This is a genomic window from Pedobacter hartonius, from assembly GCF_900107535.1.
Lineage (GTDB): Bacteria > Bacteroidota > Bacteroidia > Sphingobacteriales > Sphingobacteriaceae > Pedobacter > Pedobacter hartonius.
In genome coordinates, this window is sequence record NZ_FNRA01000011.1 from 89,294 (window position 1) to 101,429 (window position 12,136).

A 12,136-nucleotide genomic window follows, 5' to 3' on the forward strand; every position below is an offset into this window, starting at 1 on the left:
AATCCATTGACCAGGTTTCAAGCCCTCCCGCTAAACAGGTGTGAATCAATATTTAAGATTATTTCAATTATTTGCGATATCGTTTTGCATTTTAAAAACTTAAGTTCTATATTTGCAGTCCGAAAAAAAGAGAAAGATAAGGTAAAAGGAGATTCGGATTAATCACCAATACCTTAATTATATAAAATATTATTATACTAAAAAATGGCAAATCATAAATCATCTTTAAAAAGAATAAGAGCAAACGCTACTAAACGTTTACGTAACAGGTACCAAGCAAAAACAACGCGTACTTTTATTAAAAGATTACGTGCTTCTGTAGATAAAACATCAGGTCAGGAGTTATTGCCTAAAGTAATTTCTATGCTGGATCGTTTGGCTAAGAAAAACGTTATTCACAAAAACAAAGCTGCCAACAACAAATCGAAATTAACTAAATTTGTTAACGGCTTAAAATAGAATTAAGTTTACAATATTGAAAACGGGATAGGCTTTGGCTTATCCCGTTTTTTTTGTTTATGGTAAAAAATGAACAAAAAGTGGGGATCAAATCCCTTTCAATAACCCAGCGGCCCAGGGAAAAACTATTGTTGAACGGACGAAGGTCTTTGTCCGATGCCGAACTGATTGCGATATTAATAGGTTCCGGAAGCCCTCATGAATCTGCCGTGGAATTGGCTCAGCGCGTGCTGGCTAAATATGATCACAGCCTGTCCAATCTGGGGAGGGTCTCTGTCAATGATCTTAAAAGTTTTCATGGTATAGGTACAGCAAAAGCGATAGCTATCATTGCAGCTTTGGAGCTTGGCCGCCGGAGGAAAGACGTGCATGATAAACAGAAGCCAAAAATCACCTGTTCCAAAGATGCCTTTGAAATCATGCACCCTAAACTGGCAGACCTGGATCACGAGGAATTCTGGATCATGATGCTGGACTCGGCAAATGGAGTAATCAGCAATGCGATGATCAGTAAAGGCGGCAGGGCAGGAACCATAGCTGATCCGAAGATTATCTATAAAACTGCCTTAGATCATCATGCAGCTTATCTTCTCCTGTTCCATAACCATCCTTCCGGCAACCTTAATCCGAGTGAAGAAGATGTCAGGATCACCAAAAAGCTGATTGAAGTTGGAAAGACGATGGATCTCTTTGTACTGGACCATCTGATCATAGCCGGTGATTCCTATGTGAGCCTGGCAGATGATGCTTTTATTTAACAGCAATTATCAGGTGATTATGGGCGAATTCATATAGCGCAAAGCATTATTTTATATCTTTGCATTTTAGATCGAGATTATAACATGAAGATATCATATAACTGGCTTAAACAATTCATACAAACAGACCTGACACCGCAGGAACTTTCGCTGATACTGACCAATATTGGTCTGGAAGTGGAAAGCCTTGAAAAAGTACAACCTGTTGTGGGCGGGCTTGAAGGATTAGTGATTGGCCATGTGCTGACCTGTGTTCAGCATCCCAATGCAGACCGGCTGAGGGTGACTACCGTAAACGTTGGTGCTGCAGCAGCGATACAGGTGGTTTGTGGTGCGCCAAATGTTGCTGAAGGGCAGAAAGTGGTAGTGGCAACTGTAGGCACTACGGTTTATCCAAATGAAGGAGAGCCTTTCCAGATCAATAAATCCAAGATCAGGGGAGAGGTTTCTGAGGGAATGATCTGTGCAGAAGATGAAATTGGCCTGGGCGGTTCGCATGCTGGTATCATGGTGCTGGAAGCGGATGCTGTGACCGGTATGCCGGCCAAAGAATATTTCAAAATGGAAGATGATTATCTTTTTGAGATCGGATTAACGCCTAACAGGGCGGATGCGGCCTCACACCTTGGTGTGGCAAGAGACCTGGCGGCCTATCTGAGAACTGAGCTGACCATGCCGGATATCTCGGCCTTCAAAACAACCAATGAGAATTTAACGGTTACCGTTGATGTTCAGGATACGGATGCCTGCCCGCGTTACAGCAGTGTATCTATTGCCGGTGTAACGGTGAAGACATCACCGGAATGGCTGCAGGACAGATTAAAGGTAATCGGTATCCGCCCGATCAATAACATCGTGGATATCACAAATTATGTATTACATGATCTGGGCCAGCCTTTGCATGCCTTTGATGCAGATGAGATTGCCGGTAAGCAGATCATTGTAAAAAAGGTGGCGGATAAAACACCATTTATTACCCTTGACGGGATTACCCGTGAACTTTCGGCCGATGACCTGATGATCTGTGACGCAGATAAACCAGTGACCATTGCCGGGGTATACGGAGGTAAAAATTCAGGTGTTACTGCAAAAACAACAAACATATTTTTAGAAAGCGCGTATTTCAATGCTGTATCTGTACGTAAGACGTCTAAACGCCATTCTCTGAAAACTGATGCCTCTTTCCGTTATGAAAGGGGAACTGATCCGGAGATGACCCTGACCGCATTAAAAAGAGCAGCCCTGCTGATCCGGGAACTTGCAGGCGGAGAAATTTCATCCGCTGTCGGAGATGTATATCCCCAGCCTGTAGCCCCGTTTGACGTCGAGGTAAGTTATGCGAATATCACAGGGCTTATCGGCGCGGCTATTCCGGACCAGGAAATTAAAGCTATTATTACCTCCCTGGGGATAAAGGTAGCTGCTGAAACAGAGGGAGGCCTTTCATTGAAAGTGCCAAGTTTTAAAGTAGATGTAACCCGCGAATGTGATGTGACTGAAGAAGTACTGAGGATTTACGGATATAACAATATTGAGATCCCTGCCAAAATCAACGCTTCACTATCATTTACGTCTAAACCTGATAAAGAGCAGACGCAGCATGTCATTGCTGATATGCTTACCGCAAATGGTTACCTGGAGATCATGTGCAATTCACTGACCAAAGATGTTTATTCCAAAAGTCCTGAAGAGGCCGTGCGGATACTGAACGCTTTGAGTATAGATCTGAATGTGATGCGCCAAAGCCTGCTGATGCCTGCAATGGAAAGCGTAGCCTATAACCAGAACAGGAAGAGCCCCGATGTTAAATTCTATGAGTTCGGAAAAACATATCATTTGATCAATGAGAAATATGTGGAGCGTCCAAGGTTACTGATCATGCTTTCCGGTGCTGCTGATGCTGAATCATGGAGCCAGAAACAGACGCCGGTAACGTTTTATCATATCAAAGCTGCAGTGGATGCTGTGATGGGCAGACTCGGAATCACCAATTACCAGACGGAAGAACTGAGCGATGAAAATTTCGCCTTCGGACTGAAATATTTCAGGGGGCCGCAGCCTATCGTTTCTTTTGGTGCGGTAACGGCGGCCGACAAAAAACTGGCTGATGTGGATAAGGATGTTTATTATGCAGATTTCGACTGGGCATTGCTGCTTGACATCGTCAGGAAGAACAAAGTGATCAGTAAAGAGATTCCTAAATACCCTGCCGTAAGGAGGGACCTTTCTATGCTGGTAGATACTGATGTTACTTTTGATGCGCTGAAAACGATCGCTTTTAAAACGGAAAAGAAACTGCTGAAAAATGTGCAGGTGTTTGATGTATATGTAGGGGATAAGCTGCCGGATAATAAAAAATCGTACGCTTTGAATTTTACACTTCAGGACGATCAGCAAACCTTAACAGATAAGCAAATTGATGCCGTTATGCAAAAGATTATAGCTAACTTAGCGCAAACAGCGAAAGCAGAGATCAGAAAGTAATTTTATTTGTTACTTTTAAAAAAAATTACAGACACAATCAACTTATTTAAAATGTCTTCGGTCGCGGAACAATTAAACTCAGTATTACATAAAACTGCTCGCTTAATAGAGCTCTGTAATGCCTTACAGGAAGAAAATGAGTTGTTAAAGCAGGAGAATGCGTCAGTTAAATTGGCTTTGAATGCTTCTAAGGCAAAAAATTCTGATCTTGATGAAAAGATGAGGGTGCTGAAACTGGCAAAGAGTATTGAAGGAACAAGCGAGAAGACACTTGATATAAAGCAAAAAATTAACGATTTTGTGCGTGAAATCGATAAATGTGTAGTGTTGCTGAAAAAATAAGGAATACACCGATTTTGAAACAAAGCTAAGAAATGGGAGAAATCTCGATTAAAATAACTATTTCAGACCGTATCTACCCATTAAAGGTGAATATGGAAGAGGAAGAAATTGTAAGGCGGGCAGCCAAAATTATTAATGAGCGCATAAAGGACTATCAGGAAAATTATGCGGTCAGAGATAAACAGGATTTGCTATCCATGGCAGTGTTGCACTATGCGACAGCTGTATTAAGGGTAGAAAATAAGGTGCAGGATCAGGATACTGCAGTAGCTGAAAAAGTTGAAGAATTAGATAGTTTATTGAACGATTTCTTTACGAAGTAGATCGTTTATTGTTTCAATAGCATAAGAGATTTAACCGTTGTTAAGTTTTTAGTTTCATTGTTTAGGTGATTTTTGAATACTTGTATTATATTGTGGCTTTTTAGCTGCGATTTGAATTTTGCAAGTTTCAGAACGGTATGCAGTGAAATTAAAATTTAACAGCGGTTTTTTGTTTTTACAACAAAAGAGAGAGAATTGATCAAACTAGCATGAGCATCTTAAATGATAGTATGTTTATGCGGGTTTTTTATATATATAAATTAAAATGGAAATAGTAGCAATAATTGGATATGTCATGACCAGCTTAATCGTTGGTATACTAATAGGCAGATATCTGTTGCGCAGCCTGCTGAAAAAGCAGGAGATCGCCGCACAGAGTAAAGTGAAAAAAATATTAAAAGAGGCAGAGAGCCATGCCGAGATCCTGAAGAAAGACAGGTTGCTGGAAGCTAAGGAGAAATTCTTACAGCTGAAAACAGAGCATGAGCAGGAAGTGAATGCAAAGAATAACCAGGTAAACCAGCGTGAAAATGCGATCAAGCAAAAAGAACAGTCGGTAAACCAGCGTTTGGAGAACATGAACCGCAAGGAACAGGAACTGGATAACCACAAAAAGAACCTGGAAAAACAAACCGATATTGCAGTTAAAAAACAGGAGGAAGTAGAATTGCTGAAAAACCAGCATGTGAAACAACTGGAAACTATTGCAGGTTTAAGTGCCGAAGAAGCCAAAAACCAGTTGGTGGAAAACATGAAACAGGAAGCGAGAACACAGGCCATGATCCAGGTAAAGGATATTGTGGACGAGGCTAAGCTGACTGCAACAAAAGAAGCAAAAAAAGTAGTGATCCAGACCATACAGCGTACAGCTGTAGAGGCAGCAATTGAAAATACGGTATCTATCTTCCATATTGAAAGTGATGAGATCAAAGGACGTGTAATTGGCCGTGAGGGTAGAAATATCCGTGCACTGGAAGCTGCTACAGGTATCGAGATCATCGTAGATGATACCCCTGAAGCAATCATTCTTTCGGGTTTTGATCCGGTAAGAAGGGAGATCGCGCGTTTGGCACTGCACCGTCTGGTTACTGACGGGCGTATACACCCGGCCCGTATTGAAGAGGTAGTAGCAAAAACAAAGAAACAGATCGAAGATGAGATCGTAGAGATCGGTGAGCGTACCGTAATTGATTTGGGTATCCACGGACTGCACCCTGAACTGATCAGGATGGTGGGCCGTATGCGTTACCGCTCGTCATACGGACAGAACCTGCTGCATCACTCCCGTGAGGTGGCTAACTTCTGCGCTACTATGGCGGCGGAGTTAGGGCTGAATGCTAAAATGGCTAAACGTGCCGGATTACTACATGATATAGGTAAAGTGCCTGATGATAACCCTGAATTGCCACACGCAATCCTGGGTATGCAGCTGGCTGAAAAATATAAGGAACACCCTGAGATCTGTAATGCAATCGGTGCCCACCATGATGAAATAGAGATGACCTCAATGATCTCTCCGATCATCCAGGCTTGTGATGCAATATCAGGAGCACGCCCGGGAGCAAGACGTGAGGTAGTGGAAAGTTATATCAAACGTTTGAAAGAACTGGAAGAACTGGCGCTTTCTTATCCCGGAGTTGAAAAAACATTCGCTATCCAGGCCGGTAGAGAGCTGAGGGTTGTTGTAGAAAGTGAAAGGGTAACAGATCAGCAGGCAGAATTGCTTGCAGCTGATATCTCTAACCGTATCCAGACAGAAATGACCTATCCGGGACAGATTAAAGTTACGGTGATCAGGGAAACCAGATCGGTAGCTTTTGCCAAGTAGGTGTAAACAATATAAAATGATAAAGCGACGGGTGATCCTGTCGCTTTTTTTATTTTTGGATATTTCTGATAATCTATGCCCGCGATGGTTATTTTTGCACGATGAAGAAGGAACGTAAAATTGTAACTAAAACAGCGCCTAAGAGAGAAATTGATATGCTCTTTGCAGAATATGCAGCAAGCAGGCAGCACCCTTCCAACCGTTTGATCCATTGGGTATGTATCCCGCTGATCATATTCAGTATTCTCGGTCTCGCCTGGTCAGTCCCTTTCCCTCATCTGGAATTCTTAGGGAAGTACAACGGTTTTTTAAACTGGGCTTCCTTTTTAATCGCTTTCTCCGGTTATTATTATTACAGGCTCTCTCCTGTGCTTTCTTATATGATGCTTTTGCTGGTTTTCGCGCTGTCGCTGATCGTTGTACAGTTTGAAAAATGGGCTTTAACGGGCGGACCGGCACTTTGGCTCGTTTGTCTGGTTGTCCTGCTGTTTGCTTCCGGAGGCTTGTTTATCGGGCAGAAGATAGAAGGGAAGAAGACTTCAGTCCTGAGCAGTGTTAAATCCGTGTTAATCGGGCCAATTTGGCTGTTGGAGATTTTTTCTATTAAAATCGGATTAAAACGGCATTAAAACAAGTTTAAACGCATATTTAAGAGGAATTAAAATGAAATTAAAATCGGATTAAAATGTAATGTGACTCTAATGTATTCTTAACACTGTGGTAATAGCTTTGCCCTAATTCAAATCAAAGGCAATTGAAACTACAACTACAACTTAAAGGAGCGGTTATTACGCTGCTGCTGCTCGTTATGATAAGCGCAGCCAGCTTCGCCCAGGGTACCGGAAAAATCTCTGGTACCATCAGTGACAAAAAAACAGGAGAAACACTTATTGGAGTTACAGTCAAGCTAAAAGGTTCTACCAAAGGTATAGCCACTGACGTTGACGGAAAATATTCGATCACAGGTCTGGCCAGCGGAAAATATACTGTGGTTTACCAGTATATAGGATATACAGGAAAAGAGATCAGTGAGGTGGAGGTTAATTCAGGGAAAAATACGATCCTGAATGTGATCCTTGAAGAATCGAATTCACAAAACCTGAATGAGGTTGTCATTAAAGGGTCATTCAAAAAAGAAACCATCAACGCATTATATGCTCAGCAGAAAAACAACGCTGCGATTTCCGATGGTATCTCTTCTGAACTCATCAAACGTTCACCAGACAGAAACACTTCAGATGTATTAAAGAGGGTAAGCGGAACCACAATTCAGGACAATAAATTTGTGGTGATCCGCGGACTGAGCGACAGGTATAATGCTGCGATGCTCGACGGATCTACTTTACCTAGTACTGAGCCAAACAGAAAAGCCTTCTCATTTGATATTGTACCTTCTAACCTTGTAGATAACCTGATCATCAGCAAAACTGCTACACCAGATCTTCCGGGTGATTTTGCAGGTGGTGCTATTCAGATTACTACTAAAGACATACCTGAACAAAACTTTATCTCATTTGGTGTCGGTGCTGGTTACAATACTGCATCAACTTTCAAAGATTTTAAAAGCGGTACCAGAAACCTGACTGATTATCTTGGTTTTGATAATGGCGATAAAAAACTGGGTTCTAAATTCCCAAGTACAACCCGTATTAACAACGGATTGACTCCTGCGCAAAATATCTCTGCTTTGAAAGCATTTCCAAGAGACTGGAAGGTGTATAACTTTACGGCTTTACCTACTCAGAATTATCAGTTTACGATTGGCAGGGTAAAAGACCTGAAGAACAACAGGAAGTTTGGGGCATTGGTATCATTAACGTACCGTAATGCGCAAACAATCAATAACGATGTAAAACGTCAGTATTACGATTTTGATTATAATGATGATGTGTATAAATTTTCTACCAATATTGGTGCCTTAGCTAATTTTGCTTACACCTTCGGCAAGAACAAAATCACGTTTAAAAATATTTACAACAGAATTTATGAAGATCAGTTTTTGTATAGGACAGGGGTAAATCAGGCGATCTCAAGTGATATCCAGTTTTATGCATTTGACCTGATGCAAAAATCACTGTTGAAATCAACAGTTGAAGGTGATCACCAGTTGGGTGAAAGAAATGCAAAATTAAACTGGTCGGTAAGTTTCAGCAATGTATTAAATGATCAGCCGGATCAGAAAAAATTAAATTATGCAAGAACGCTATCTGCTGATCCAAGCACGCCTTATTCGGCCAACATTACTACACTGGGAAGGGAAAATGCCAGGTTATTCTCGAGGATGAATGAAAATTCGTATACAGGAGCCGTAAATTACTCTTTACCTGTTACGCTGTTCAATACAAAAGCGACTTTTAAAACGGGACTAAGTGCACTGTACCGCGACCGTACTTTTGATGTACGTTTTCTTGGAGCAACAGTGATCTCTTCAGATATCAGCGAGCAAATCAGACAAAGACCCATTAATACACTGTATTCTACCAGTCTGATCAATGGCGGCAATTTTAAAGTGGAGGAACTTTATAATAAACTGGACCAATATACCGCCAATTCCTTAACAAATGCCGGTTATGCCATGCTGGATAACAAGATTGGCGAAAAAGCAAGGTTAGTTTGGGGGGTACGTGTAGAACAGTTCAATGTAAACCTGACACCGGAAGATGCTGCTGCCGAAAAAGTAAAACAGAATTATGCTGATGTATTGCCTTCCGCAAACTTCACCTACAGCCTTACAGATAAAATTAATTTAAGGGCTTCTTACTACCGTACGATAGCACGTCCTGAATTCAGAGAGTTATCAGTTTCTACGTATTATGATTATGAAACCTTATCTAACTTACAGGGTAATCCTAATTTAAAACGTTCAAATATTGACAATGCTGATATCCGTTTTGAATTGTACCCACAAGCGGGACAGATCATTTCGGTGTCTGGTTTCTACAAAAAGTTTAAAAATGCGATTGAAACTTTTAACAACGACGCAACATCAACCAGAACAGTTACCTATTTCAATTCTGATAAAGCAACTGTTTATGGAGCTGAATTTGAGATCCGCAAGAGCCTTGAATTTATCAGAGAAACAGATTTCCTGAAAAATACAACGGCATATGCCAATGTATCCATCATCAAATCTAAAGTAACAAACGATACAAATACCGGTTTGAATAATGTTGAAGGTACCCGTGTAATGGTTGGACAGGCTCCTTATGTGATCAATGCTGGTCTGTTGCATAGCTTTCTTGATAACAAGTTTACTTTTAATGCCTTGTACAATAAAGTTGGGCGCAGGCTTGCCGTAGCGGCGGGATCACTATATCCATCAATCTGGGAAGCGCCAAGGGATGTAATCGATTTACAATTGGGAATGAAAATGCTGAAAAACAAAGGTGAACTGAAATTCAATGCAGGTGATATTTTAAATCAGAAGACTACATTTTATTATGACATGAACACCAACAAGAAATATGACGGTGCTCCCGGGGATTATACTGTAAGCAGCTTCAAAGCCGGAAGTAATTTCTCGGTCGCATTCTCTTATACTTTTTAATACCCTACCAACGCCCTGTTTAAATGGGCAATACTTCAATTTTAAATAACTATTACACTAATAAAAATCGAAAAAAGATGAAAAAACAATTATTAGCAACCGCCTTGAGTCTACTTGTGTTTTTAGCAAGTTGTTCTAAAAGTGATAACGGGGATGATGAGGGAGAGATTATTAACCCTACAACCGGCGTTGTTGAAGTAACCGGCGATATTACTGCGGCTACAAGCTGGACAGCCGACAAAATTTATCTTTTGAAAGGTAATGTATACGTGACTAACAACGTTACATTAACTATTGCACCAGGTACAATTATTAAAGGTGACAGAGGTACAAAAGGTGCTTTGATCATCACAAGAGGAGCAAAGATCAGTGCAATTGGTACTGCTGAGAAACCTATTGTATTTACTTCAAATATTGTTGCCGGTGGACGTGACAAAGGTGACTGGGGAGGTCTGATCCTATTAGGTAAAGGCTTGAATAACCTGGGTACTTCAGTGCCTATCGAAGGTATTTCTGATGCTACTGACAAAGCTAAACACGGTGGTACTGACAACGCTGATAACTCAGGTACATTAAAATATGTTCGTGTTGAGTATGCTGGTGTTGCTTTAGGCCCAGACAATGAGATCAATGGTATTACGTTTGGTAGTGTTGGTTCTGGTACTACTATTGAATATGTAGAGGTTTACCGTTCTGGTGATGATGCCTTTGAATGGTTTGGTGGTGCAGTAAATGCAAAACACCTGCTTGCCGTTTCTACGTGGGATGATGACTTTGATACAGATAATGGTTTCTCTGGTAAAATTCAGTTTGGTATTGCACAGCGTTTGGCTGGTGTTGCTGACGTTTCAGGTTCAAATGGTTTTGAATCAGATAACATCTCAACTGGCGTGAATACTGCTCCTTTTACCTCAGCTGTATTTTCTAACATGACGGTTTTAGGACCTGTAGCACCAGTGCCTGCACCTGCGCCAACTGTTAATGCGAGTTTTCAGCATGCTGCGCAAATCCGTCGTAATTCACAAATCAGTATCTTAAACTCTGTTTTTGCAGGTTATACTGAAGGAATTTTTTATGATGATGCAGCTCCTGCCGGATCTACTCCAAATTCATCAAGTAAATTTTTGGATGGCTCATCTGTATTTACAAATAACCTGCTTGCTGGAACCAGAAGCAATCCAACTAAGGCATCGAGTGCAACTACTTTAGCTGCAATTAATACGAAATTGCTTACTGACAATGTATTCACTCCTGATTTATATGCTATCGGTATCTATACCGATCCATATAAATATTCTGCAGACCAGGTTACTTCTGCAAGGGTAGGTACTCCTAACTTCACGTTGATCGCAGGTTCTCCTGCTGCAGCCGGTGCTGCTTTCACCAACACAAAAGTAACAGATGCTTTCTTTGAGAAGGTTGATTACAAAGGTGCTTTTGGTACAACTGACTGGACTTCCGGATGGGCAAGTTATGACCCGCAAACATTACCTTACACTACTCCTGGTGCTGTAACTAAATAATATAATTCATAAATGAAAGCGGCCCTGCAGGAACATCCTGCAGGGCCGCTTTTGTTAAGTAATATCCGATATATTCGTATAGTTAACATAAAGATAATATACGGTTTTGTAGCGTATAAGTATCTGTACCCGTTTTAGTTATAAAATCCAAATAACTATCTCATGAGAAAACAAACTACTTTAGTACTGAGCCTGCTGGCCCTGGTTCTTCTTTCCTTTTCCTGTTCAAAACGGAATGATGCCGAATCATTTCCTGTACTTGATGAAAAGAACCTGACTCCCTGTCCCGCCAATGCAAACTGCGAATTCCTTTTTACAGAACAGGCAGATGTAGAGCCTGTACCAGGGATTTTTAAGACGGGAGCTTACAGGTTGTTCTGGAGCAGGGTGGTAAGGCAGAGTATGAGTTCTGTTCTTTATATAAAGGCGCCAATGAAGGGTAACTCATTTACCCTGAATCAGTCAGATATTACCAACGGAAAGATTGAGATTAGCCGTTCTTGCCCGGCATGTTTATTTGTTGCTTCTAAACTTGTGGACGGATACGTTAAAGGAATTAATCTGTCTCCCGGCAAACCGGCTGACCAGACCAGTTGGATTGTTGAAGCCCAGTTAATTTCTGAGTCAATGTATGGCACACCCCTAAGAGATACGGTGTCGGTCAAACAATATTTTTACCCCAACTTTGTTTACAATTGATAACAAAATGTTCTTTTTGGGTATTCTTAACATAAAATTAATATTGAGGAAACGTTATTTTAAGCGGATAGATTTTCAATGTTAAAACAAGTGTTCACATTCATGTGTGTTTAATTAGGTTTAAAGGCTGTTTTTAACCTTATTTTAATCCCATTTTAATTTAATATTAATTC

General features: G+C 40.9%; 10 protein-coding genes. All 10 read left to right on the forward strand.

What is annotated here, in order from left to right; translation table 11 throughout:
- The first annotated feature begins 204 nt into the window (after positions 1-204).
- The 10 genes from rpsT (at position 205) to BLW16_RS17680 (ending at position 11,963) form a co-directional block, all read left to right on the forward strand.
- A complete protein-coding gene (gene rpsT / locus BLW16_RS17635; RefSeq protein WP_090559052.1) occupies positions 205-459 on the forward strand; it encodes a 30S ribosomal protein S20 in 255 nt (84 codons plus the stop codon).
- Positions 460-518: 59 nt separating this feature from the next.
- Entirely contained in the window at positions 519-1,217 is a 699-nt protein-coding gene (gene radC, locus BLW16_RS17640) for a RadC family protein (protein ID WP_090559053.1), read from the forward strand.
- Between the two features lie 84 nt (positions 1,218-1,301).
- The gene (pheT, locus tag BLW16_RS17645; RefSeq protein WP_090559055.1) at positions 1,302-3,701 is read left to right on the forward strand and encodes a phenylalanine--tRNA ligase subunit beta; all 2,400 of its coding nucleotides are present in this window, start codon (positions 1,302-1,304) and stop codon (positions 3,699-3,701) included.
- A gap of 51 nt (positions 3,702-3,752) precedes the next feature.
- Positions 3,753-4,043 (forward strand): hypothetical protein, encoded by a 291-nt coding sequence (locus BLW16_RS17650; protein WP_090559056.1) that lies wholly within the window; start codon positions 3,753-3,755, stop codon positions 4,041-4,043.
- 32 nt (positions 4,044-4,075) lie between these two features.
- Positions 4,076-4,366: a cell division protein ZapA gene (locus BLW16_RS17655; protein WP_041878266.1), complete on the forward strand. Its 291-nt coding sequence runs from the start codon at positions 4,076-4,078 to the stop codon at positions 4,364-4,366.
- A gap of 265 nt (positions 4,367-4,631) precedes the next feature.
- Positions 4,632-6,194 carry a ribonuclease Y gene (rny, locus tag BLW16_RS17660; protein WP_090559058.1) on the forward strand — a complete coding sequence of 521 codons (1,563 nt, stop codon included), beginning with the start codon at positions 4,632-4,634 and terminating at the stop codon, positions 6,192-6,194.
- Between the two features lie 101 nt (positions 6,195-6,295).
- Entirely contained in the window at positions 6,296-6,823 is a 528-nt protein-coding gene (locus tag BLW16_RS17665) for an Mpo1 family 2-hydroxy fatty acid dioxygenase (protein ID WP_090559060.1), read from the forward strand.
- Positions 6,824-6,948: 125 nt separating this feature from the next.
- Positions 6,949-9,741: a TonB-dependent receptor gene (locus BLW16_RS17670; RefSeq protein ID WP_090559062.1), complete on the forward strand. Its 2,793-nt coding sequence runs from the start codon at positions 6,949-6,951 to the stop codon at positions 9,739-9,741.
- Positions 9,742-9,818: 77 nt separating this feature from the next.
- A complete protein-coding gene (locus BLW16_RS17675) occupies positions 9,819-11,264 on the forward strand; it encodes a hypothetical protein (RefSeq protein WP_090559240.1) in 1,446 nt (481 codons plus the stop codon).
- Positions 11,265-11,426: 162 nt separating this feature from the next.
- Positions 11,427-11,963, forward strand: coding sequence for a hypothetical protein (locus tag BLW16_RS17680; RefSeq protein ID WP_090559063.1), 537 nt, complete (start codon positions 11,427-11,429; stop codon positions 11,961-11,963).
- Positions 11,964-12,136 lie beyond the last annotated feature (173 nt).